Origin of the sequence: Bradyrhizobium sp. ORS 86, from assembly GCF_045571475.1 — a bacterium.
Classification (GTDB): Bacteria; Pseudomonadota; Alphaproteobacteria; order Rhizobiales; family Xanthobacteraceae; genus Bradyrhizobium.
Window position 1 is genome coordinate 6,197,450 of sequence record NZ_CP120699.1, and the last position, 22,232, is coordinate 6,219,681.

Sequence of the window (22,232 nt, forward strand, 5' to 3'; positions counted from 1 at the left end):
GGACAAGCCATGGCGAGCCGCAACATCAGCGTCAGCGAGACCAGCCGGCCGAAGCTGCCGCGCCATGCCAAGCTGAAATTCGACGAGACGCGGCAGGTCTGGGTGATCCTCGCGCCGGAGCGTGTGCTGGCGCCGGACGAGATCGCGGTCGAAGTGCTGCAGCTCTGCGACGGCGTGCGCAGCGTGTCCGAGATGGTCGACCAGCTTGCGGTGAAATATGCCGCGCCGCGCGAGGCGATCTCGGGCGACGTGGTCGCGATGCTGCAGGATCTCGCTGACAAGGGCTTTCTCACCGAAGCGCGCGAGAAGACGCCATGAGTGACACGCTCGCCGACAACAAGACGACAGCGGCGGCCCCGAGCGACGGGCTCGCGGTGCTGGAGAGCCGCCGCTCGGCGGCCGAGACCTACGGCATTCCGCTTGCGGTGCTCGCCGAGGTCACGCATCGCTGCCCGCTGCAATGCCCGTACTGCTCGAACCCGGTCGAGCTCGACCGCGGCAGCACCGAGCTCACCACGGACGAGTGGAAGAAGGTGCTGGGCGAGCTTGCCGAGCTCGGCGTGCTGCAGATCCATTTCTCCGGCGGCGAGCCGACCGCGCGCAAGGACATTGTCGAGCTGGTGCAGCACGCGACCGATGTCGGACTTTATTCCAACCTGATCACCTCGGCCGTGCTGCTGACGAAAGACAAGCTCGCGGCGCTGGCCGATGCCGGCCTCTGTCATGTGCAGATCAGCTTCCAGGGCAACGAGCCCGGCGTCGCCGACCGCGTCGCCGGGCTGAAGGACGCGCACCGGAAGAAGCTCGAAGTGGCGAAATGGACGCGCGAGCTCGAATTGCCGCTGACCGTGAATGCGGTGATGCACCGGCAAAACCTGCATCAGCTCCGCGACATCATCCAGATGGCGGTCGATCTCGACGCCGACCGGCTCGAGGTCGCCAACGTGCAGTATTACGGTTGGGCGCTGAAGAACCGCGCCGCGTTGATGCCGACGATCGAGCAGATCGAGGAGACCAGCCGCATCGTCGAGGAAGCGCAGGCGCGGCTGAAGGGCACGCTCGCGATCGACTACGTGGTGCCGGACTATTACGCGTTACGGCCGAAGAAGTGCATGGGCGGCTGGGGCCGCCAGTTCTTCAATATCTCGCCGGCCGGCAAGGTGCTGCCGTGCCATGCCGCAGAAAGCATCACCGGGCTGCAATTCGAATCCGTGCGCTCGAACCATTCGATCGCGTGGATCTGGCAGAACTCGGAAGCGTTCAACCGCTATCGCGGCACCGGGTGGATGCCCGAGCCGTGCAAATCCTGCGAGTTCCGCGAGGTCGATTACGGCGGCTGCCGCTGCCAGGCCTTCGCGCTGACCGGCGATGCCGGCAACACCGATCCGGCCTGCGCGCTGTCGCCGCGGCACGAGGAGATCTTCAAGCAGGCCGAGCGTGAGGCGGCGGCGCATCAGGATCGCTTCCTCTATCGCAACTTCGCCGGCGGCACGCTGGAGACGGACGATCCCCAGGAAAAATCTCATGGCGCCTGACGCCGATGCCGGCAAAGCCGCCAGGCGATCCGATCCCTTTGCACCGCTGACGTCGGAATTGATCGATGTCGGCGACGGCCACGCGATCCATGTCGAAAGCGTCGGCCGCGAGGGCGGCGTTCCCGCCGTCTATCTGCATGGCGGTCCCGGCAGCGGCTGCCAGCCGGACCATCGCCGCCTGTTTGATCCCGAGCGCTTCCACGCCGTGCTGTTCGACCAGCGCGGCTGCGGCCGCAGCCGGCCGAAGGGCAGCCGCGAGCACAACACGACGCCGCATCTGATCGCGGACATGGAAAAGATCCGTGAGCGGTTCGGTTTCAAACGCTGGCTGGTGGTCGGCGGCTCCTGGGGCGCGACGCTGGCCCTGGCCTATGCGCAGGCCCATCCCGACCGCGTCAGCGGCCTCATGCTGCGCGCGACCTTTCTCGGCACGCGCGCGGAACTGGACGGCGCCTTCCTGCACACCCTGCCGCGGTTCTATCCCGCGCTCCATGGGGATTTCCTCGAGATGCTGCCGGAGCACGAACGCGCCGCGCCGCTCATCTCCTATTATCACCGCATCCTCGATCCGGACGCCGCCGTGCATGCCCCGGCCGCGCGCGCCTGGCACGACACCGAGCGCACGCTATCGGAGCACACGCCGAAACAGACGCGGCTCGATCCCGCCTCCCTGAACGGATCAGGCGCCCTGCCCTCGACGCCGTTCATGGAAGCGCATTATTTCGCCAACGACTGCTTCATGCGGCCGAACCAGCTCATGGACGGGGCCGGCAAGCTCGCCGGCATTCCCGGCATCCTGGTGCAGGGCCGCTACGACCTGCTGTGCCCGCCCGCGACCTCGCACGCGCTCGCCGCGCGCTGGCCAGGCAGCGAGGTCCGCATCATCGACGGCGCCGGCCACATCCTCTACGACCCCGGCATCCGCAACGCCGTGATGAAGGCGATCGCGGACCTGGCGTCCAGAGCAGCGCTAGGTTGACCGGCGGAACCGAGCTCCCTCTCCCCGTTCTTACGGGGAGAGGGTTGGGGTGAGGGGCTGCCTACACGAAGGCGGTAACAATCGGACTCGCGGAGACTCCCCCTCACCCGGAACGCATCTTACGATGCGTTCCGGCCTCTCCCCGCAAGCGGGGCGAGGCGAGGCGGAGTTCGCCGCCCGATAGTCGCGGTTCTGGAACAGGTTGCCCGCGACATCTCGATCTGCTCGCCGGCCATCCGGCCGCCATTGCACAATTTCTGAATAATAGAAAAATACCGCTGAGTTGCCCGACATGTCAAGTTGCCGTGTCAAACAGTGGCAACCGACGACTACTTTGCATGGGGTTGTTTTCGATATTTTGGCGCTGCCCCCTTCAAACCACACTGAGATCCTTCGGTTTGTTGAAGCCGACCGGAATCCGACAGATCCGAGGTGCTCATGGATGCTGACCTGCCCGGCCCTTCCGCTTACATGATCAGTGTTGACACTGTCCCGGCGGACAGCGCGCCGGCGCCGGCCGTGCCGCAGCCGCGGGCCTCGCAGGCGCCGGCGGCGCCATGCGTGGTGGCGGCGGCGGGGCTGCGCGCTGCACCTGCATCGCCGGCCGCGGGGGCGGTGGAGCAGCAGCACGCGGAGGCGGCGGAGGGGCCACGCGCGCCGGCGGAGGAGCAGCAACCCGCGGGGGCGGAGCGACCGCGCGCTGCGGCGGCGGGACGGCTGCCGTGCGCGACGGCGGCGGTGGGGCTGTACGCGCGGCTGGCGGCGGCGCCGCGCGAACCTGCGGCGGTGCGGCACGGGTCACCGGTGCAGGTGTCACTGCGGCACGCGCGGGCCCACTACGTTGCGAAGGCGGCGACGTGACCGGCGCGGCCCGGTTCACCGGGTTGGGTGCGGCTGCAACCGAAGGCCGCGCTGCATTCGCCGGCGGGGTCTGTGTGCGCGCCCCAGGCGCTGTCGTGGTGCCCGGCCTGGTCGCCGTCGGTGACTGCGCGCCGGGCTGAACCGCACCGACTTGCGGCCGCGCGCCCGGCGCAGGCTGCGAACCGGTGGAGGGAGTGAGCGCATTCGGCCGAGCGCCACGTTGTACCGGACTGGCAGGCGCCGTCGCCGTCTGCGGCAACGGCGGACCGTTCCTGGCACCGGGCAGCGTGTGAACGCCGGGCGCGGCAGGGTTGGTGGGCGCGGTTGCGGCGTTCGTGCTCGGCGCTGCGCCCGGCTGGGTCGGCAGCATTCCGGGCCGCGCACCGGGGGCGGGCTGAGCGCCTTGCGCGCCGCCCGGCTGCACCAGATTGGCGCGCTGCAGGGCCGCCGGCGGCAGCGTCGGCGCTCGCGAGATCGGCCCGCCGGGGACCGTCGGCCTCACCCCGGCCGCAGCGAGCTGCGCCGGCGTGGGACTGGGATTGTTGATCACGGTGTTAATGATCGTCGTGTTGTGGATGTTGTTGAACACGATGTTGTTTGGCGGCGGCACCACATAGGGCGGCGGCGCCACATAGGCCGGCATCGCCACGAAGAACGGCGTCGGCAGCACGAACAGGCCGATCGGCGGCGGTGGCGGCGCCAGCACCACGAAATCCGGCGGTGGCGGCGGCAGGAAGAACACCGGCGGCGGCGGTGGCGGCACAAAGTCAAACACCGGATCGCTGTAGTAGAGCACCGGACGGTCGACATAGACCACTTCATCCGGCGGCGGCGGCGGCACGTCGTAGTCGATCTCGGCGAACTGCGGCGGCGGCTCGAGCGCCGCCGAGAGATAGGCAAGGCGCCGCCGCGCGTCGGCCGCATGCGGCCCGCGCGGATAGCGACTGAGGTAGGACCAATAGGCATCCGGTGTATCGGCAGTGTAAGTGCGCCGCCAGGTGATCGCCTCGCGCCGCGCCGCCACGATCGCCCGCACGCGCTTGGCCAGCGGATCGTTCGGATAGGCCTGCAGGTAATCCTCGTAGCCCTGCATCGTGTCGCGCTCCAGCGCCGCGGCATAGGCATCCTGCGCAGAGTAGTCGCGGATCGGCTTGGTGCGCACCCCGGCATCGGCCTGGGCGGGCGGCGCGTCAGGCTTACGATCGAAGAACACGAAGGACGCGTCGATCTTCTGGGCATCCCAGGGGATCTGCGCACCCTTGGTCATCTCGTTGACGCGCAAGCGGACCCGGTCGAACACGTCGGGCAGGCTGAGACCGCCGGTACGAATCATCTCGGCAAGTGCCTGGGCATAGGGCCCGTAGGGCGGTGCGCCGTCGGGAGCGACGGTGCCGGGCGCCGAGTTGAAGGCGATCAGCATCTTCGGATCCGGATCGACCAGCGCCAGGCCGCCGGCCAGCGGCTGCCCTCCCTTGGCGAAGGGATTGCTGCGCGCCGCATCGAGCACGATCACGGTCGCCTTGATCTGTAGCGCCGAGAGCTGATGGGTGTAGTCGGACAGGCGGATCGCCTCGACCGGCACGTCAGTGTCGCGGGCGATCTTGGCATCGACCGGCACGAAGTAGTTCTCGCCGATCAGTTGCAGGCCATAACCGGCGAGATAGACGAAGGCGACGGCGTTCGGGCCGGCCTCCTGCACCTTCTGGACGAAATCGCGGAATGACTTGCGCAGCGTCTCGCCGTCGAGGTCGCGGGCGCCGATCACGTCGAAGCCGGCCGCTTGCAGAGTCTGTGCGATCAATCCGGCGTCATTGGCGGCGGTCTGCAGCGGAGCCGCCTCGTAGGAGCCATTTCCGATGACGAGCGCGAGCCGCTTTTCCTGGTCCTGCGCCAGCGCGGGCAGCGACGCCAGCGACACAAGACCGACGATCAATGCCCACAGAATTCGCGCCATAGCGGTCGTCCTTTTCTTCTTTCAAGAACTTGGCGGGCCAAATGGAACTGCAATCTCCGTGAACCCGCGCTGAACAGCATTACAGCAATTGTGGCAATCCTTGGTCTGGATCGGTTTTCACAGCAGGAACCGGCTTCCGTTGCGTCGGCCGTTCGGCAATATTCGACAATCAAAACAGGCACACAGGAGCACAAGATGCCGATCGCCGGACAGGGCATGCTGCTGACATCGATGGATGTCGACAGCTTACACGAAGCTGAATTCAATCGCTGGTACGATCGTGAACACATCGAGGAGCGAGTCGCGATCGAGGGTTTCATCGAAGCCCGCCGCTATGTCGCCCATGACGGCAGGCCGAAGTATCTGAGCCTCTACTCGACCGCGACGTTCGACGTGCTCGACAGCCCCGCCTATCGCACGGCCCTTGCCAACCAGACCGAATGGTCGAAGGCCAATATCGCGCGCTTCAAGAACATGATCCGTGGGGTCGCCCGCATCACCATCAGCCGCGGAACCGGCCGCGGCGCGGCGCTCGGCATCATCCGCCTGCGTCCGCCCGCCGATGGCGCGGACAAGCTTCGCGCGGTGCTCGAAGAGCAGTTCGATCCATCGGCGCTGGACGGGATCATCTCGATGCACCTCTTGGAGAACGATCCGGTGCTGTCCCGGCCGCTGACGCCCGATGCAGCGAAGGCCGATCCCGGCGCCGGCGACTGGTTCGCGCTGATCGATGCAACCGATGTGGATGCAGTGCCGGCTGCCGCGGCGCGCATCATCAATAACATTGCGCTCAAGCCGCTGGTGGTGACGAGCGGCGTCTATCGGCTGTTGTGGGATCTCGCCAAGGGCGACCTTCCGCGCGGCTAAGCGCCCAATGCGGCGGCGCATCATGTTGCACCGCCGCATAATGGCATCGAGATTAACGCTGGACGCAAGTCAGCCGCGCGAAAGCTGATGATCGCGCAAATTTGGCTTTGCCTTCTCTGGAACGGCTCTAATAAGATAAGTCTATGATCCAATTCAAAAACCAGAACAACGTCGCGTGAGCGCTCGTCGTCAACAATAAGGCCGCGCAAGGTCTGGCATTTTTCGCGCGGGTCAAAGGTAGGAATGAAACCGACTGATATCTCGGCGCCGGATTACTTTCACAAAGTAGTCGATTGCCAATGGGCCTGCCCCGCACACACTCCCGTTCCTGAGTACATCCGGTTGATTGCTGAGGGGCGTTACAGCGACGCCTACATGATCAATTGGAAGTCGAACGTGTTTCCCGGAATTCTGGGACGCACCTGCGACCGCCCCTGCGAGCCGGCCTGCCGCCGCGGCCGCGTCGAGGAGAATCCGGTCGCGATCTGCCGCCTGAAGCGCGTCGCGGCCGACTTCAAGGACGACATCAAGCACCGCCTGCCAAAACCGGGACCGAAGAACGGCCGCCGCATCGCGCTGGTCGGCGGCGGACCGGCGTCGCTCGCGGTGGCCCGCGACCTCGCCCCGCTCGGCTATCACTGCACCGTGTTCGACGGCGATCCCAAGGCCGGCGGCATGATGCGCAGCCAGATTCCGAAATTCCGGCTGCCCGACAGCGTGATCGACGAGGAGACCGACTACATCCTGGGCCTCGGCGTCGAGTTCAAAGGCGGCCAGCGCATCGATAGCCTCAAGCAATTGCTGGCCGAGAACTATGACGCGATCTTCGTCGGGAGCGGCGCGCCGCGCGGCCGCGAGCTCGACATCCCCGGCCGCAAAGAAGCAGCCGCCAACATCCATATCGGCATCGAATGGCTGGCGTCGGTCTCGTTCGGCCATATCGACAAGATCGGCCGCCGCGTCATCGTGCTCGGCGGCGGCAACACCGCGATGGACTGCTGCCGCACTGCGCGCCGCCTCGGCGGCGAGAGCGTCAAGGTGATCGTCCGCTCCGGCTTCGAGGAGATGAAGGCCTCGCCGTGGGAGAAGGAAGACGCCATGCATGAGGACATCCCGATCCTCAACTTCATGGTGCCGGTCGCCTTCGTTCACCACAACGGCAAGCTCACCGGCGTCACCTTCCAGAAGGTGAAGGCGGAATATGACGCCAACGGCCGGCGCAATCTGGTGCCGTCAGGCGAGCCGGACGAGACCGTGCCTTGCGACGACGTGCTGGTTGCGGTCGGCCAGGAGAACGCATTTCCCTGGATCGAAGCCGATTGCGGCATCGAGTTCGACAAGTGGCACATGCCGAAGGTCGATCCCAAGACATTCGTCTCGACCAATCCGAAGGTGTTCTTCGGCGGCGACGCGGCGTTCGGGCCGAAGAACATCATCTGGGCGGTGGCGCACGGCCACGATGCCGCGCTCTCGATCCACCGGATGCTGTCCGGCGAGGACATCAACGAACGCCCGCTGCCCGAGGTGGAGGTCTCTTCACAGAAGATGGGCATCCACGAGTGGAGCTACGACAACGACATCTCCGCCGACAAGCGCTTCAAGGTGCCGCATCGCGACAAGGTGATCGCACTGAAGGACATCCGCGCCGAGGTCGAGCTCGGCTACGACCTCAAGCTCGCACTGGGTGAGGCGCAGCGCTGCCTGAACTGCGACGTGCAGACGGTGTTCTCGGCGCCGCTGTGCATCGAATGCGACGCCTGCGCCGACATCTGTCCGATGGATTGCATCACCTTTACCCCGAATGGTGACGAGGATGATTTGCGGCAGCGGCTGAAGGCGCCCTCGCCGCATCACGACCAGGCGCTCTACGTCTCGGGCGACCTGAAGACCGGCCGCGTCATGGTGAAAGACGAAGATGTCTGCCTGCATTGCGGGCTGTGCGCCGAGCGCTGCCCGACCGGCGCCTGGGATATGCAGAAGTACCTCATCGATATGGTTCACGCAGGATCAACATGTCAGTCCAAAGCCCGATCAGCAGCGTAAACGACTTCGTCGTCCGCTTCGCCAACGTCAACGGTTCGGGCTCGGCTTCCGCCAACGAGCTGTTCGCGCGTTCGATCCTGCGCCACGGCGTTCCGGTCTCACCGCGCAATATCTTCCCCTCCAACATCCAGGGCCTGCCAACCTGGTACGAGGTGCGGGTCACCGAAGCTGGCCATCTCGGCGCCCGTGGCGGGGTCGACTTGATGGTGGCGATGAACCCCCAGACCTGGGACAAGGACGTCGCCTCGATCGAGCCCGGCGGCTATCTGTTCTACGATTCGACCAAGCCGATGCCCTCGTCCAAGTTCCGCGAGGACATCACAGTGATCGGCGTGCCGCTGACCGCGATCACCAACTCGACCTACACAGATCCGCGGCAGCGCCAGCTATTCAAGAACATCATTTATCTGGGCGCGCTCTGTGCTCTGCTCGATCTCGATCCCAAGCTGGTCGAGCAATTGATCGGCGAGCAGTACAAGGGCAAGGAGAAGCTGTTGTCCTCCAACGTCCACGCGCTGCATCTCGGCCGCGACTGGGCGCTGCAGAACCTGAAATGCCCGATCGGGCTCCGGGTGAGCAAGACCGACAAGGTCGGCGACCGCATCTTCCTCGAGGGCAACAGCGCGGCTGCGCTCGGCGCCGTCTATGGTGGTGCCACCGTCTGCGCCTGGTATCCGATCACGCCGTCGTCCTCAGTCGCGGAAGCCTTCACCAGCCACTGCAAGAAATATCGTCACGATCCCGAGACCGGAAAGGCGAAATACGCGATCGTGCAGGGCGAGGACGAGCTCGCCTCGATCGGCATCGTGATCGGCGCCTCCTGGAACGGCGCACGAGCCTTCACCGCAACGTCGGGCCCCGGCATCTCGCTGATGACCGAGTTCATCGGCCTGTCCTATTTCGCCGAGATCCCGGCCGTGATCATGAACATCCAGCGTGCCGGCCCCTCAACGGGCATGCCGACGCGCACGCAGCAATGCGACGTGATCGCCTGCGCCTATGCATCACACGGCGATACCAAGCATGTGCTGCTGTTCCCGGAAGATCCGGCGGAGGCCTTCGAGTTCGCCGCGGCGGCGTTCGATCTCGCCGAGCGGCTGCAGACCACGATCTTTCTGATGCTCGATCTCGACATCGGCATGAACCACCGGCTGTGCCGCCCGCTGAAGTGGGACGACGCCCGCCAGTACGACCGCGGCAAGGTGATGACCGCGGAGATGCTGGAGGAAGGCCGCGACTTCGGCCGCTACCTCGACGTCGACGGCGACGGCATCCCCTATCGCACCTATCCCGGCACGCATCCGACCAAGGGCTCCTACTTCACCCGCGGCACCTCCCGCGACCGCTACGCGCGCTATTCGGAGGAAGGCGCCGTCTATGCCGACAACATGCAGCGCCTGGTGCGCAAGTTCGAGACCGCGCAGGACATGGTGCCGCGGCCGCTGCAAGCCAATGCCGCGAAGCCGACCAAGTATGGCGTGATCTATTTCGGCTCGACCTCGCCCGCGATGGACGAAGCGATCGGCCTCCTGGAGGCGCGCGGTCATCAGCTCGACCGGCTGCGCATCCGCGCCTTCCCGTTCCACTCCAGCGTCGCGAGCTTCATCGCCGACCACGACTTCGTCTATGTGGTCGAGCAGAACCGCGACGCCCAGCTCCGCCAGCTCATCGTCAACGAGAACGGCATCGATCCGGTCCGGCTGGTGCCGATCCTGCACTATGACGGCACGCCGATCACCGCGCGCTTCATTGCCAACGCGATCGGCGACCACCAGGATCATCTCAAGGTGACCCCTCTCCGCAAGGCCGTGTCATGACCTACATTGCAAAACCCAAGTTCCATCATCCCGGCCTGAAGAAGAACGAACTCGGCTATACCCATCGCGACTACGAGGGGAAGATCTCGACGCTGTGCGCCGGCTGCGGGCACGACTCGATCACCGCCTCGATCATCGAGGCGTGCTACGAGCTCTCGATCGAGCCGCACCGGGTGGCGAAGATCTCCGGCATCGGCTGCTCGTCGAAGACGCCGGACTACTTCCTCGGCAATTCGCACGGCTTCAACTCGGTGCACGGCCGCATGCCGTCGGTGTTGACCGGCGCCAACCTCGCCAACCGCGACCTGATCTATCTCGGCGTCTCCGGCGACGGCGATTCCGCCTCGATCGGCTTCGGCCAGTTCGCGCATTCGATCCGTCGCGGCGTCAACATGACCTACATCGTCGAGAACAACGGCGTGTATGGCCTGACCAAGGGCCAGTTCTCGGCCACCGCCGACCGCGGCTCGAAGTCGAAGAAAGGTATCACCAACACCGACAACGCGATCGACTTGGTCGCAATCGCGCTGCAACTCGGCGCGACCTTCGTGGCGCGCAGCTTCTCCGGCGACAAGACCCAATTGGTGCCGCTGATCGCGGCCGCGATCCGCCACAAGGGCGCGTCCTTCATCGACGTGATCAGCCCCTGCATCGCCTTCAACAACCACGCCGGCTCGACCAAGAGCTTCGACTATGTGCGCGAGCACAATGATGCGGTCAACCGCCTCGACGTGCTGGTTGGCCGCGATCCGATCAGCGTCGACTATGCGCCGGGCACCGTGCAGGTGGTCGAGCAGCATGACGGCTCCAGGCTTGCGCTGCGCAAGCTCGATGCCGACTACGATCCGCACGATCGGCTGGGCGCGATGACCTTCCTGCAGAAGCACGCGGCCAAGGGCCAGATCGTCACCGGGCTGCTCTACGTCGACCCGGACGCCGAGGATCTGCACGCCCATCTCGACACCGTCGAGACGCCGCTCAACTCGCTGGACGAGAAGGCGCTGTGCCCCGGCTCGGCGGTGCTGGACAAGATCAACGCCAGTTTGCGGTAAGTACAGCAAATTCGGTGTCGTCCTGCGAAAAGCAGAACCCATGACCACCGATGCAGATTGTCGAGCTACGCTGGAACGACGAGTCCCGCTTATAACGAAGGCCGCGGCGTATGGGTCCCTGCTTTCGCAGGGACCACAGTTGGTGACGGTTACTTGTCGCTCAGGACATCGCCGAACAGCGCCCACGACTTGCCGTCGAAGCGCGCCATCTGGATCTGACGGATCGGCGTCACGTTGTCAGGCTCGGTCTGGATCTTGATGCCCGGCAGCAGCATCGGCATGTCCAGCGCCTTCAGGTTGGTTGCCTGCTTGATGATGTTGTCGCGGCTGTAATCACCGTTGCAGTTCTTCAGCACGGCGGTCATGACCTGTGCGACGGTGTAGCCCTGCACGTTGAAGAGATCGCCCGGGCTCGCATTGGGCTGATACTTCTTCATCCAGGCCGAAAACTCCTTCTGCCCGGGATCGTCGGCCCAGCGCGGATCGGTCGGGTCTTTCAAATAGAGCCCGGTCACCACGCCGACGACATTCTCGAGCCCTGCCGGTTCGAGCACCGCCGAGACCGAGTTGGACACCGACGGCAGGATGGTCAACGGCTTCCAGCCCATGCCCGCGGCCTTGCGCAGCGCCTGCGCAGCGAATTTCGGCGTCGCTTCCGCGAAGAACACATCGGCACCCGACTCGCGCATCGTCACCATCTGTGAATCGATCGTCGGGTCTGATGTCAGATAGGTCGTCTCCGCGACGATCTGCCCGACATGCTCGCCAAGGCCTTCCTTGAAACCCTTCAGATAGTCCTTGCCGGCATCCTCGTTCGGCGTGATCACGGCGATCTTCGCGTCCGGCTTGGTCTTCAGAATGTATTTCGCGTACAGCTTGCCTTCGAGCTCGTAGGTCGGATTGAAGCCCACCGTCCAGGGAGAATGCTTCGGATCGTTCCAGCGCGTTGCGCCCGACGAGACAAAGAGCTGGGGCACGTGCTTGATGTTCAGATATTTCTGGACGGCGATATTAGGCGCGGTGCCGACCGCGCTGAACAGCGCGAGCACCTCATCCTGCTCGACCAGCTTGCGTGTCTGCTCGACCGTCTTCGACGGCGAATAGGCATCGTCGAGACTTTCGAACTCGATCTTGCGGCCGTTGATGCCGCCCTGATCGTTGAGCATCTGGAAATACGCCGCCTCCGCGCGCGCGATGGTGCCATAGGCGGATGCCGGACCGCTGTAAGGCGCGGTGTTTCCAATTTTGATTGATGTCTCGGCTGCAATGGACGGCGCGATCAGCGAGGCCGTGAGCGCGGCAATGGCGAGAGAGCCCGCCGGGCGTTTGCGAGTCGACAAGAGCGATATCCTTTTTTGGTTTTCTTGACGCGGCGCACATTATCAATCGCGTTCGCGCAGGCAATCGCCAAGACACCTTCGCATGCCGCCATGCGCTCGAAGCGGCGCGCATCATGTGTGTGAATGTTGTCGCAATGTTTCGCGATGCAGGCCTTCGACGGTCACGAAGGTTTATCGAGCGAGACATTCATTCCGTACGACGGTCGACGCAACGGCGCTTGCGCCGGCTACGCCGCAACCGCCGCCGCCCGCGGGCTGATCACATATTCCTTGAGCACCTTGTCGGTGCCATCGACCTCGGTCAGCGCGACGTCGTAGCTCCAGAGATCGGCGAGGTGCTGTAGCACGCGCCGCGTGTCAGTCTCGTTCAGTTGGGCGCCCTTGACTGTGGTGTGGCGCAGCAGTAGCCGGCGATCGCCGGCGAGATCGACATCGACCACCTCGATATTGGCATCGACGAAACCGACGTCGTATTGCCGGGCCAGTTCACGACGAACCCGGCGATAGCCGCGCTCGTCGTGGATCGCATCGACCCTGATCCCCGCGCTCTCGGCCGGATCGTCATGCAGGTGGAACATGCGGAAGCGGCGGATCAGCGCTGGGCTGAGGAATTGCCCGATGAAGCTTTCGTCGCGGTAATTGCTCCAGATCTCGCGCAGCACGCCCTCGACATCGCCCTTGCCCGCAATATCGGGGAACCATTCGCGGTCCTCCTCCTCCGGGCTGGTCACGATGCGCTCGATATCCTGCATCATCGCGAAGCCGAGCGCATAAGGATTGAAGCCGGAATAGCGGCGGTCGTCGAATTCGGGCTGAAATACCACATTGGTGTGCGACTGCAGGAACTCAAGGAAATTGCCGTCGGTGATCCGGCCCTGCCGGTGCAGTCGGTTCAAGATACGGTAGTGGACGTAAGTGGCGGTGCCCTCGTTCATCACCTTGGTCTGGCTCTGCGGATAGAAGTACTGCGCGATGTGGCGCACGATGCGGATGATCTCGCGTTGCCAGGGCTGCAACCGCGGCGCCGACTTCTCGAGGAAGTAGAGAATGTTCTCTTGGGGCAGCCCGAGCAGCGCACGCCTGCGCTCGGCCGTGAGCGCAGCCTTGGTCTTGGTCTTGGTGTGCGGCACCGTCCGCCACAGATCGTTGAAGATGCTCTCCTCATGCTGCCGGCGCTCGCCGGCGCGCTTTTCCTCGGTGCGAAGGTCGAGTGCCTTCTTGCCGGGATAGCGATCGACGCCGTGCGACATCAGCGCATGCGCGGCATCGAGCGTCCGCTCCACCGCCTCGCTGCCGTGACGGTCCTCGCAAGCCGAGATGTAGCCCTTGGCAAACTCGAGATAGTCGAGAATGCCGTCGGCGTCGGTCCACTGCTTGAACAGGTAATTGTTCTTGAAGAAATGATTGTGCCCGAACGCCGCGTGCGCAATCACCAGCGTCTGCATCGTCGCGGTGTTCTCCTCCATCAGGTAAGAGATGCAAGGCGACGAGTTGATCACGATCTCATAGGCAAGACCCATCAGGCCCTTGCGGTAGGATGCCTCCTGGAAGGCAAACTGCTTGCCGAACGACCAGTGCTTGTAGAACAGCGGCATGCCGACGGATGAATAGGCGTCGAGCATCTGCTCGGCGGTGATGACCTCGATCTGGTTCGGATAGACGTCGAGGCCGAGCTCGGTGCGCGCGATCTCCTCGCAAGCGTCGTGAACCCGCTGCAAGGTATGAAAATCCCAGTCGGCGCCTTCGAACAACGGCTCGCCGGAAGATGCCATCACGCAACCCTTTCCTGCTTGCCGCGGCGCTTGAACAGGTCCTGGAACACGGGGAAGATTTCACCGCGCTCGCTCACCTTGCGCATAGACAGCGGCGCGCCATCGTTGCGCAGGCGCTCGTAGAGCGTCCAGAGCGAGGAGTCCGGCATGTCGAAGGTGTAGTTGGCGGCCTCGCCGACCTCGAGATAGGCGAAAAACTGGCACACCGGCAGGATCCTGTCGGTCAGAAGCTGACCGGTCAGCGCGCTGTCGGACGTCATGTTGTCGCCGTCGGAGGCCTGGGCCGCGTAGATATTCCAGTCCGCGGGGCGGAACCGGGTGCGGACGATCTCGTCCATCGCGACCAGGGCGCTCGACACCAGCGTGCCGCCGGAGGCCGGCCCGTGGAAGAAGGTCTCCTCGTCGACCTCCTCGGCACGGTCGGTGTGACGGATGAACACGATCTCGACATGGCGATAGCGCCGCTTCAGGAAGACGTAGAGCAGCATGTAGAACCGCTTTGCCAGGTCCTTCATGTGCTCGGACATCGAGCCGGAGACGTCCATCAGGCAGAACATCACGGCTTGCGCCACCGGCTTCGGCACTGTCTCGAATCGGCGGTAGCGGATGTCGATCGGATCGATGAACGGGATTCGCTTGGCCTTCGCCTTCAAGGCGTCGAGCAGCGCCTGCAGTTCGCGCCGGCGCGCAGCGTCTTCGCATTCGGCGAGTTCAGCCTCGAGGGCCTCGATGTCCTCCTTGCGCGGCCGGCGCAGCGCCACGCGACGGGCCAGCGCCCGGCTCACAGTGCGGCTGATCGAGATGTTCGCCGGCGAGCCGGAAGTGGCATAGCCGGCGCGCTGGATGCCCTCGCTCTCGGTCTCCGCAAGCTTGCGCTTGGCAAGGTCCGGCAATTCGAGGTCATCGAGGAACAGGTCGACGAACTCGTCGCGGCTGAGCACGAAGCGGAAGGCGTCCTCGCTGTCGCCCTCGCCGGCTCCCGAGCCCTTGGCCCCGCTCTGGTTCGGACGCGGCAACCAGTCGCCTTCGACGAACTTCTTGTTCCCGGGCAGCACCATGTCGCGCGTGCCGCCCTCGCGCCGGAATCGCGGCTCGTCCATGCCGTCCAGCGGGATCGTCACCTCGCCGCCTTCCAGGACATCCTTGATGTCCCGGTTCTGCGACGACTTCTTAACGGCTCCCTGAACCAGCGCCTTGGCGCGCCGCAGGAAGCGCTGGCGGTTCTCCAGGCTCTTGCTGCCCGGATTGAGCCGCCGATCGACGATATGCATGACCACGTTGCATCTTCCCTCGGATCATGACGCGATCAGGAAAGATCACATCACAATCTCATCTGATTGAGCAAGGAAAACCGATATGCACTGTCCGGATCATGCCTAACCGGCCTGCTTCACCCTCATGTACCACTCGACGAGTCGACGGACCTGGCGCTCGGTATAACCGCGCTCCACCATCCGCGCGACGAACTCGCCGTGCTTCTTCTCGGTCTCGCCGTCCTTCTTGGAACCGAACGAAATCACCGGAAGCAGGTCCTCGACCTGCGAGAATATCCGCTTCTCGATCACGTCACGGACCTTCTCGTAGGAGGTCCAACTCGGGTTCTTGCCGCCATTGTGAGCCCGCGACCGCAGCGAGAACTTGACGACCTCGTTGCGGAAGTCCTTCGGGTTGGCGATGCCGGCAGGCTTTTCGATCTTGGTCAGCTCCTGGTTCAACAGCTCGCGGTTCATGAGCTGACCGGTGTCGGGATCCTTGAAGTCCTGATCCTCGATCCAGGCGTCGGCATAGTCGACGTAGCGGTCGAACAGATTCTGGCCGTAGTCGGCGTAGGATTCCAGATAGGCCTTCTGGATCTCGTTGCCGATGAACTCGGCGTAACGCGGCGCGAGATCGGCCTTGATGAATTCGAGGTAGCGCTTCTCGACCTCATCGGGCAGTTGCTCGCGGCGGATCGCCTGTTCCAGCACATACATCAGATGCACCGCGTCGGCGCCGACCTCGGTGGTGTCGTGGTTGAACGTCGAGGCCAGCACCTTGAAGGCAAAGCGGGTCGAAACGCCGTCCATGCCCTCGTCGACGCCGGCGGCGTCGCGGTACTCCTGCACGCTGCGGGCCTTCGGATCGGACTCCTTCAGGCTTTCACCGTCATAGACCCGCATCTTGGCAAACAGCGTCGAGTTCTCGTGCCTGCGCAGGCGCGACATCACCGAGAAGCGGGCCATCGTTTCGAGCGTCGCCGGCGCACAGGGCGCGGCGGCGAGCTCGGAGCTCTGGATCAGCTTCTCGTAGATCTTCTGCTCCTCGTTCACCCGCAGCACATACGGCACCTTGATGACGCAGATGCGGTCGATGAAGGCCTCGTTATTCTTGTTGGTCTTGAAGCTCTGCCACTCCGCCTCGTTGGAGTGCGCGAGAATGATGCCGGTGAAGGGGATCGCGCCGATATTCTCGGTGCCGATGTAGTTGCCCTCCTGCGTCGCCGTCAGCAGCGGATGCAGCATCTTGATCGGCGCCTTGAACATTTCGACGAATTCGAGCACGCCCTGGTTGGCGCGGTTGAGACCGCCGGAATAGCTGTAGGCGTCCGGGTCGTTCTGCGCGTAGGTCTCGAGCTTGCGGATGTCGACCTTGCCGACCAGCGAGGAGATGTCCTGGTTGTTCTCGTCGCCGGGCTCGGTCTTCGCCACCGCGATCTGGCGCAACCGAGAGGGCTGGATGCGCGCAACGCGGAACTGCGAGATATCGCCGCCGAAGGCTTCGAGCCGCTTGTAGGCCCACGGCGACATCAGTCCGCTCAGCCGGCGGCGCGGGATGCCGTACTTCTCCTCGATCATCGGCCCGAGCTGCTCCGGATCGAACAGGCCGAGCGGGCTCTCGAACACCGGCGAGAGTTCGTCGCCGGCCTTCAGCACGTAGATCGGATGAATCTCCATCAACGACTTGATGCGCTCGGCAAGCGACGACTTGCCGCCGCCGACCGGCCCGAGCAGGTAGAGGATCTGCTTGCGCTCTTCGAGCCCCTGCGCCGCATGGCGGAAGAAGCCGACGAGACGCTCGATCGTGTCTTCCATCCCGTAGAAGCCGGCGAAGGCCGGATACGAACGGATCGTGCGGTTCAAAAAGATACGGCCAAGGCGTGGGTCCTTGGCCGTGTCGATCATCTGGGGCTCACCGATCGCCGCCAATAATCGCTCGGCCGCATTTGCATATCGCATCGGATCGCTTCGACACGACTCCAAATACTCGGCCATCGACATGTCGGTCTGGCTTCGTGCTTCAAACGACCTGGCAAAGGCGTTGAACAGAGAATCGTTGTACATGATCCCTCTCTCCACGATATGTATCGCCGCACGACTGACACGAGTCGTAACCAGAGCGCTCAAGGATCGAATCAGCGTCGGCACGCTGAGTCCATTGGACACTCGACCGACTCGGTTCGGCAATGCACGGCGTGTGCAGCCTCTGCCTTATCAACAGGCAGAAAGCCCAATAGTTCAACAATATTCCCCTGTTTTTGGCCGTTGTCGCACTGTCGCAACATCCGTGGTTTAACGGGCCCGGCCTCCAAAGGCGGACATCTGAACGGGCGACTTCCCGCCCGTCGATGAACGTTGGGCTCCCTAAAAAGGTGTGCCTGTCCAGCCATGGCGTCAAGATGCACGCCTCACAGGCCGCATAAACTAAAGATTAGGCGCCGTTGAACGTGCCATCTTGTCGCCGCGACTAAGGCAGCGAGCCCGCGCAGTTCCGCGCGGCACCATCGCCGCGCATCAATGGTGATGCCGCGACGGCGCAACATATTCCCGAGACCGGCCATGAAGCAGACATTCTCTGTCGTTGCTCTCGCAATTGCGGCATACGCCGGCGCGACGTTAACCGTTCAGGCGCAGGAAGCCGTCGCCAGGGCGAAGGCTGCCGCCTTCGACAACAAGATGTTCGCAGGCTCTCCCGGCGCGAAAGGCTATGCCTGCTTTGTGCGGCAGTACGACGCGAACCATCTGACGCAACATCCGCAGCAGAAGGTCAGCGCGATGAAGCTGCTGGTCACGGCGGAGGAGAGGGCGGAGGACAAGACCCTTAGCTACTCCTTCCGCCTCGGCATCGGGTATCGCCATCGCACCGGCAATTTCGATTCCAGCGGCTACTGCAATCACGCTGTCGCGACCGATGCCGCTGGCGAAGTGCGCCTCGACTGCAGCGTCGACTGTGAAGGCGGCGGTATCAACGTGGCGCTGTCGAAGGACGACAAGTCTGCGATCATCCGCCTCCAGAAGATCCAGGTCTGGAATCGCGATAAGCCGGACGCCGAGGCTGGCGACGCGCTGGTCGCCGGGGCGGACGACAAGGTCTTCCGCCTCGACCGCGCGGACGCGGGGCAATGCGCCGAACTTGTGACCGATCGAAAGGAACTCGCTGCGCTCCGCCACAAGTGATAGGCTTCGCCCGGTCGATAACATCCGCGGGAGGGACGCCATGCATCGACGCGGCATCTTGTGGGGCGCCGTCTCGGCGATCGGCGCTGTCTTCGCAGCGTCGCGGGCGAGCGCGACCACCGAGGCACCGCCGAAAAAGCTGAAGGTGGTCTATCACCTCGACGACCTTGACAAGGTCAACTTCGTGATCGGCAACATCCAAAACCACGTCGACGGTGTGGGCGGTCCCGGCAATGTGACGATCGCCCTGGTGGTGCACGGCCCGGCCTTGAAGGCGTTTCACTCGGCCGCGGCCAATCCCGACCTGTCGCGCCATGTCGGCCAGTTTGCGAAGGACGGGATCGAGCTCGCCGCCTGCGGCAATACCATGAAATCCCAGCACATCAGCCTGACCGACCTGCTCCCCGGCTTCGTCAGCGCCGACAAGGGCGGCGTGGTTCGGCTCGCCGAGCTGCAGTCGCAGGGCTACATGTACCTGAGGCCGTGAGCCGGCGGCGCCCGCGACACGTCATAAAAATGTGCTGAGATCGGGCTCTCCTGCTGAGATCGGGCTCTCCTGGGGTCGGCATCCGGAGGGATCGAACTGATGTGAATGGCGTTGTCCCTTGTGAATGCTGATATTCCGCCCGGGCCCCCACCTCATGTTGACAATCCGCGTCCGCCCCCGAAAGCTGTCCGGGAACCCAAAAACCGACCCTCGATCGAACGAGAACAGGCCCCTATGAATCCCGTCAAAGCACTCGAAAACCACCGCCAGGCAGTCTGGCTGGACTTCCTGGCCCGCGGCTTCGTCGCCAAGGGCGACCTGAAGCGGCTGATCGAGACCGACGGCGTTAAAGGCGTGACGTCCAACCCCTCGATTTTCGAGAAGGCAATCGGCAGCTCGGACGAATATGACGGTGCGATCGGCCGGGCCCTCCAGAGGGGCGACTGCTCGGTCGCCGACCTGTTCGAGCATCTCGCAGTCGCGGATATCCAGCATGCCGCCGACGTGCTGCGCCCGGTCTACGACCACACCGGTGGCGGCGACGGCTTCGTCAGCCTGGAAGTGTCGCCCTATCTGGCAATGGACACCAAGGGCACGATCGCCGAAGCCGAGCGGCTCTGGAAGGACGTCCACCGCAAGAACCTGATGGTCAAGGTGCCTGCGACGCCGGAAGGCCTGCCCGCGATCGAGCAACTGATCGGCGAAGGCATCAGCATCAACATCACGCTGCTGTTCTCGCAGAAGGTCTACCGCCAGGTGGCGGAGGCCTATCTCAAGGGGCTGGAGAAATACATCGCCAAGGGTGGCGACCCCTCTCACATCGCAAGCGTCGCGAGCTTCTTCGTCAGCCGCATCGATACCGCGGTGGACAAGCAGCTCGACGAAAAGATCGCCAGAGCGAACGACCCCTCCGAAAAGGAGCGGCTCGCCGCCTTGAAGGGCAAGGTCGCGATCGCCAACGCCAAGCTCGCCTATCAGGACTACAAGCGCCTGTTCGCAGGCGCCCGGTGGGACAAGCTCAAGGCCAAGGGCGCCAAGCCGCAGCGGCTGCTGTGGGCCTCGACCGGCACCAAGAACAAGGATTACAGCGACGTCCTGTATGTCGAGGAACTGATCGGGCCCGACACCATCAACACCATGCCGCCGGCGACGCTCGAAGCCTTCCGAGACCACGGCAAGCTGCGCGACAGCCTCGAGGAGGATATCGACGGCGCCCGGCGCGTGCTGGAAGAGCTGGAGAAATCCGGCATCTCGCTCGACGCGATCACCGCCGAATTGGTGAAGGACGGCGTCAAGCTGTTCGCCGACGCGGCCGACAAGCTCTACGGCGCGGTCGCCTTCAAGCGGGCGACGTCGCTGGGCGACGGCATCGACCATCAAAAGCTGGCGCTCGGCCCGACCATCGCGAAGGCGGTCGAGAAGAGCACTGAGGAATGGCGCGCCGGCGGCAAGGTCCGCAGGCTCTGGCAGAAGGACAAGTCAGTCTGGACCGGCGAAGACGAGGACAAATGGCTGGGGTGGCTGACCAGCGCCGCCTCGGCCAACATTCCCGATTACGAGGATTTCGCCGGGCGCGTGCGGGGACAACAGTTCACGGACGCCGTCGTGCTCGGCATGGGCGGATCGAGCCTCGGTCCGGAGGTGCTGGCCGAAACCTTCCCGCACAAATCCGGTTTCCCGAAGCTGCACGTGCTCGATTCCACCGATCCGGCGCAGGTGCGCGCGATGGAAGAGCGGGTCGACATCGCGAGGACGCTGTTCATCGTCTCTTCCAAGTCCGGCGGCACCACAGAGCCGAACGTGATGAAGGACTATTTTTTCGATCGCGTCGCCAAGGCGATCGGCAGGGACAAGGCCGGCCACCGCTTCATCGCCGTGACCGACCCCGGCTCCTCGCTGCAGAAGGTCGCCATCAAGCAGGGCTTTGCCCGCATCTTCTACGGCGATCCGGCGATCGGCGGCCGCTATTCGGTGCTCTCGCCATTCGGACTGGTGCCGGCGGCGGCCGCCGGCATCGACGTGCGCAGCCTGGTCCACCACGCGCTCGCCATGGTGCGGTCCTGCGGCGCAGACGTGCCGCCCCATGAGAACCCAGGCGTGCAACTCGGCCTTGCCATGGGCCTTGCCGGCCTCGAGGGCCGCGACAAGGTGACGATCTTCGCCTCGCCAAAAGTCGCCGATTTCGGCGCCTGGGCCGAGCAACTGATCGCAGAATCGACCGGCAAGGACGGCAAGGGCCTGATCCCGATCGACGGAGAGACGATCGGCGATCCCGGCGTCTACGGCAACGACCGCTTCTTCATCGACCTTCGCACCGAGGGCGAGGACGATGCCGCGCATGAAGAAAAACTCGCCGCACTCGCAGCCGCCGGCCATCCGGTCGTGCGGATCGTGATGAAATCGATCGACCATATCGGCCAGGAGTTCTTCCGGTTCGAGATCGCGACCGCGGTGGCGGGCTCGATCCTCGGCATCAACCCGTTCAACCAGCCCGACGTCGAGGCCGCCAAGATCAAGACGCGTGAGCTCACGGCGGCATTCGAGAAGGCCGGCGCGCTGCCCAAGGAGCAGCCGGTGGTGTCGTCGGCGGAAGCCGATCTCTACACCGACGCGCAAAATGCCGAGGAGCTGCGCAAGGCCGGCGCCGACGGCGACCTCAATTCGTGGATCAGAGCGCATCTTTCGCGCTCCTCGCGCGGCGACTATGTCGCCATGCTCGCCTATATCGAGCGCGACCACGACACCATCGACGGCATGCAAACGATGCGGCTGAAGGTGCGTGACGCCAAGCACCTTGCGACCTGCGCCGAGTTCGGCCCGCGCTTCCTGCATTCGACCGGGCAGGCCTACAAGGGCGGGCCCGACAGCGGCGTGTTCCTGCAGGTCACCGCCGACGACGCCAAGGACCTGCCGGTTCCCGGCCAGAAGGCCAGCTTCAGCGTGATCAAGGCGGCACAGGCGCGTGGCGATTTCGACGTGCTCACGGAGCGCGGGCGGCGCGCACTGCGCGTGCACCTCAAGGGCGATCTTGCCTCCGGGCTTGCGGCGCTCGATGCCGCGATCTCGGCAGCGCTGAAATGACGGAGATCTGA

15 protein-coding genes are annotated in these 22,232 nt (G+C 64.3%); 10 read left to right on the top strand and 5 right to left on the bottom strand.

The annotated features are described in order from the left end of the window. Nucleotides 1-9: 9 nt before the first annotated feature. From pqqD to pip, 3 genes are read left to right on the top strand one after another with little or no spacing between them, the layout of a single operon-like run. Nucleotides 10-318, top strand: a complete 309-nt coding sequence (gene pqqD, locus P6U25_RS28595) for a pyrroloquinoline quinone biosynthesis peptide chaperone PqqD (RefSeq protein WP_280976197.1) — start codon at nucleotides 10-12, stop codon at nucleotides 316-318. Beyond that, entirely contained in the window at nucleotides 315-1,535 is a 1,221-nt protein-coding gene (pqqE, locus tag P6U25_RS28600; protein WP_407148109.1) for a pyrroloquinoline quinone biosynthesis protein PqqE, read from the top strand. Before pqqD ends, pqqE begins: the two co-directional genes overlap by 4 nt. Next, a complete protein-coding gene (gene pip, locus P6U25_RS28605) occupies nucleotides 1,525-2,514 on the top strand; it encodes a prolyl aminopeptidase (RefSeq protein WP_407148110.1) in 990 nt (329 codons plus the stop codon). The genes pqqE and pip overlap by 11 nt, the downstream gene beginning before the upstream one ends. 475 nt (nucleotides 2,515-2,989) lie before the next feature. Here the strand turns inward: pip and P6U25_RS28610 are convergent, their stop codons facing one another. Then, the gene (locus P6U25_RS28610) at nucleotides 2,990-5,329 is read right to left on the bottom strand and encodes a caspase family protein (protein ID WP_407148111.1); all 2,340 of its coding nucleotides are present in this window, start codon (nucleotides 5,327-5,329) and stop codon (nucleotides 2,990-2,992) included. A 195-nt stretch (nucleotides 5,330-5,524) separates the two neighbouring features. On the opposite strand from P6U25_RS28610, the gene P6U25_RS28615 reads away from it, so the two are divergent. The 4 genes from P6U25_RS28615 (at nucleotide 5,525) to P6U25_RS28630 (ending at nucleotide 11,108) form a co-directional block, all read left to right on the top strand. Next, the gene (locus tag P6U25_RS28615) at nucleotides 5,525-6,196 is read left to right on the top strand and encodes a hypothetical protein (RefSeq protein ID WP_407148112.1); all 672 of its coding nucleotides are present in this window, start codon (nucleotides 5,525-5,527) and stop codon (nucleotides 6,194-6,196) included. A 243-nt stretch (nucleotides 6,197-6,439) separates the two neighbouring features. Next, complete coding sequence (locus P6U25_RS28620; protein ID WP_407148113.1) at nucleotides 6,440-8,239, top strand: FAD-dependent oxidoreductase; 1,800 nt, start codon at nucleotides 6,440-6,442, stop codon at nucleotides 8,237-8,239. After that, entirely contained in the window at nucleotides 8,209-10,056 is a 1,848-nt protein-coding gene (locus tag P6U25_RS28625) for a 2-oxoacid:acceptor oxidoreductase subunit alpha (protein WP_407148114.1), read from the top strand. Before P6U25_RS28620 ends, P6U25_RS28625 begins: the two co-directional genes overlap by 31 nt. Beyond that, nucleotides 10,053-11,108 (top strand): 2-oxoacid:ferredoxin oxidoreductase subunit beta, encoded by a 1,056-nt coding sequence (locus P6U25_RS28630; protein WP_407148115.1) that lies wholly within the window; start codon nucleotides 10,053-10,055, stop codon nucleotides 11,106-11,108. Before P6U25_RS28625 ends, P6U25_RS28630 begins: the two co-directional genes overlap by 4 nt. A gap of 149 nt (nucleotides 11,109-11,257) precedes the next feature. On the opposite strand, the gene P6U25_RS28635 is transcribed toward P6U25_RS28630, so the two are convergent. The 4 genes from P6U25_RS28635 to P6U25_RS28650 form a co-directional block, all read right to left on the bottom strand. Continuing rightward, complete coding sequence (locus tag P6U25_RS28635; protein WP_407148116.1) at nucleotides 11,258-12,448, bottom strand: ABC transporter substrate-binding protein; 1,191 nt, start codon at nucleotides 12,446-12,448, stop codon at nucleotides 11,258-11,260. Between the two features lie 227 nt (nucleotides 12,449-12,675). Next, nucleotides 12,676-14,220: a SpoVR family protein gene (locus P6U25_RS28640; RefSeq protein ID WP_407152634.1), complete on the bottom strand. Its 1,545-nt coding sequence runs from the start codon at nucleotides 14,218-14,220 to the stop codon at nucleotides 12,676-12,678. Beyond that, nucleotides 14,220-15,491, bottom strand: coding sequence for a YeaH/YhbH family protein (locus P6U25_RS28645; protein ID WP_407152635.1), 1,272 nt, complete (start codon nucleotides 15,489-15,491; stop codon nucleotides 14,220-14,222). The genes P6U25_RS28640 and P6U25_RS28645 overlap by 1 nt, the downstream gene beginning before the upstream one ends. Before the next feature lie 105 nt (nucleotides 15,492-15,596). Then, entirely contained in the window at nucleotides 15,597-17,540 is a 1,944-nt protein-coding gene (locus P6U25_RS28650; protein WP_407148117.1) for a PrkA family serine protein kinase, read from the bottom strand. 495 nt (nucleotides 17,541-18,035) lie between these two features. On the opposite strand from P6U25_RS28650, the gene P6U25_RS28655 reads away from it, so the two are divergent. The 3 genes from P6U25_RS28655 (at nucleotide 18,036) to P6U25_RS28665 (ending at nucleotide 22,221) form a co-directional block, all read left to right on the top strand. After that, on the top strand, nucleotides 18,036-18,653 hold the full coding sequence (locus P6U25_RS28655) for a hypothetical protein (protein WP_407148118.1): 618 nt from the start codon (nucleotides 18,036-18,038) through the stop codon (nucleotides 18,651-18,653). Nucleotides 18,654-18,693: 40 nt separating this feature from the next. Further along, nucleotides 18,694-19,140, top strand: coding sequence for a DsrE family protein (locus P6U25_RS28660; RefSeq protein WP_407148119.1), 447 nt, complete (start codon nucleotides 18,694-18,696; stop codon nucleotides 19,138-19,140). A 234-nt stretch (nucleotides 19,141-19,374) separates the two neighbouring features. Next, nucleotides 19,375-22,221: a bifunctional transaldolase/phosoglucose isomerase gene (locus P6U25_RS28665; RefSeq protein ID WP_407148120.1), complete on the top strand. Its 2,847-nt coding sequence runs from the start codon at nucleotides 19,375-19,377 to the stop codon at nucleotides 22,219-22,221. The last annotated feature ends 11 nt before the right edge of the window (nucleotides 22,222-22,232 follow it).

Bases quoted from the DNA above. Each gene is read 5' to 3' on its own strand.
- P6U25_RS28655 (WP_407148118.1), top strand. From the start codon at position 18,036: ATGAAGCAGACATTCTCTGTCGTTGCTCTCGCAATTGCGGCATACGCC.
- pqqD (WP_280976197.1), top strand. From the start codon at position 10: ATGGCGAGCCGCAACATCAGCGTCAGCGAGACCAGCCGGCCGAAGCTG.
- P6U25_RS28630 (WP_407148115.1), top strand. From the start codon at position 10,053: ATGACCTACATTGCAAAACCCAAGTTCCATCATCCCGGCCTGAAGAAG.
- pqqE (WP_407148109.1), top strand. From the start codon at position 315: ATGAGTGACACGCTCGCCGACAACAAGACGACAGCGGCGGCCCCGAGC.
- P6U25_RS28665 (WP_407148120.1), top strand. From the start codon at position 19,375: ATGAATCCCGTCAAAGCACTCGAAAACCACCGCCAGGCAGTCTGGCTG.
- pip (WP_407148110.1), top strand. From the start codon at position 1,525: ATGGCGCCTGACGCCGATGCCGGCAAAGCCGCCAGGCGATCCGATCCC.
- P6U25_RS28610 (WP_407148111.1), bottom strand. From the start codon at position 5,329: ATGGCGCGAATTCTGTGGGCATTGATCGTCGGTCTTGTGTCGCTGGCG.
- P6U25_RS28640 (WP_407152634.1), bottom strand. From the start codon at position 14,220: ATGGCATCTTCCGGCGAGCCGTTGTTCGAAGGCGCCGACTGGGATTTT.
- P6U25_RS28620 (WP_407148113.1), top strand. From the start codon at position 6,440: ATGAAACCGACTGATATCTCGGCGCCGGATTACTTTCACAAAGTAGTC.
- P6U25_RS28625 (WP_407148114.1), top strand. From the start codon at position 8,209: ATGTCAGTCCAAAGCCCGATCAGCAGCGTAAACGACTTCGTCGTCCGC.
- P6U25_RS28645 (WP_407152635.1), bottom strand. From the start codon at position 15,491: ATGCATATCGTCGATCGGCGGCTCAATCCGGGCAGCAAGAGCCTGGAG.
- P6U25_RS28615 (WP_407148112.1), top strand. From the start codon at position 5,525: ATGCCGATCGCCGGACAGGGCATGCTGCTGACATCGATGGATGTCGAC.
- P6U25_RS28650 (WP_407148117.1), bottom strand. From the start codon at position 17,540: ATGTACAACGATTCTCTGTTCAACGCCTTTGCCAGGTCGTTTGAAGCA.
- P6U25_RS28660 (WP_407148119.1), top strand. From the start codon at position 18,694: ATGCATCGACGCGGCATCTTGTGGGGCGCCGTCTCGGCGATCGGCGCT.